A 1,513-nucleotide genomic window follows, 5' to 3' on the forward strand; every position below is an offset into this window, starting at 1 on the left:
CGACCAGAACGCGATTAAGGTTGCGTTCTGCCAGAGCGTCCAAGATATCACGTGGATCGAGCCCGCATGCCCTTGGCCGTAGCGTCACAACCTCCGCCATCGGCAGCGAACTGGCTTTGGCATTCGCGCTGCGCAATACTATCACAGAGGTTCCACCATCGTGAAACAGACTTTCGCTGCCGTCAAGCGCCGCGTGACAATCCACGACAACGCGGACTGGCGCGGGACCGCTAACCATTCTGACCGAGAGTTTCGGATCATCTGCCTTGACTGTTCCCACGCCCACGATGACGGCCTCGACAAGTGCCCGACAGCGATGAAGATGTGCAAGTCCATCAATGCCTGAAACGTCGCGCGCGTCGCCGGTGGGTGTGGCGATGCGCCCGTCCAGGGATTGCCCAACCTGCGCCAGCACGAACTGTCCGCGAGCACTCGCGATGGGCGCATAGAGACGATTGGCAGCATCGTCGCGAAGCCGATCTCCGGACGCCGGTTCAGCGATCCCGTGCCGAAGCGCAAGGAGCTGTTTCCAGGACGCTTCTGTGATCTTCATGCTGTGCATCACTATTCTCAGAGGATTCTGTAAAGGGTATTATCGCGCTTGATCACATGATGGAGCAGCACAGCGCCGATATGCAATGCAAAAAGAAGCAGGACAACCCACGCGCTCCAGGTATGGACCATTGAGAGTATTCCGGCGATATCGGGTGATTTGTCCAGCGGACCCCAGATCGGCACCAGACCGAACCAGACCAGCGGAAAGCCATGTGCGGAGATCGCCAAGAACCCACTGACAGGCATGACGATCAGCAGCAGATAGAGGAGGCCATGAACGGTGGAGGCTGCGAACCGTTCGAATGCCGAACCTTCATGATGCGGGGTCTTCGCGATCATCTTGTTCCCAACCCGCAACAACATGAGCCACAACAGCAAGAAGCCAAAACTCTCATGCAACATGTAAAAACCAAGCGAAACTTCATTCCGGGTGAATTGTATGACGAGACCAAGTGGCCAAGTCACAAGAACCAGCGCGGCCACGACCCAGTGGATAATGCGGGACGTTGCCGCATAGCGATGGACGCTGTTGATCGCGTCCGACGGACAGACGGCCTGGGAAAACAGATTAACGTCACTGAACTTCGACAATATTATCTCCATAAAATGGACCCACCACAGCCCGCCGCCGAAGCATGGCAGGATCTGCGCAGGTCATAGGTGCAGAGCCACAGAACAGGATAATCCATAGAATGCGCTGAGTGAATGACGCTGCGTGCAAAATGCTGGTCCGAGCGCTCAAATATGGTGATTGGAGTGCCCCCAGTCAATCCGCACTTTGGGCGTCATGCCCAACCATGAAAAGGTAATCCCCCCATTCTTAACGTGGGTTCTGCGGTAGAATTCACGCCGCCATTTTCAGTTGGACGGTAATCCCCCCGTTTTGAACGGGGCTCCGCAGTACAATTCACGCGGCCATTTTCAGTTTCTGTGCGGGCGTTATGCCGCCGATGGGCAT

At 56.2% G+C, this 1,513-nt stretch carries 2 protein-coding genes; both read right to left on the bottom strand.

The window, feature by feature from the left end; genetic code table 11:
• Positions 1–553: RibD family protein (locus PDO_RS14830; protein WP_244426457.1), on the bottom strand; the 553-nt coding region annotated here is incomplete at its 3' end.
• A gap of 17 nt (positions 554–570) precedes the next feature.
• A complete protein-coding gene (locus PDO_RS14835) occupies positions 571–1,146 on the bottom strand; it encodes a cytochrome b (RefSeq protein ID WP_244426458.1) in 576 nt (191 codons plus the stop codon).
• Between the last annotated feature and the right edge of the window lie 367 nt (positions 1,147–1,513).

This window comes from Rhizobium sp. PDO1-076, from assembly GCF_000247475.1.
In the GTDB taxonomy this organism is placed as follows: Bacteria; Pseudomonadota; Alphaproteobacteria; order Rhizobiales; family Rhizobiaceae; genus Allorhizobium.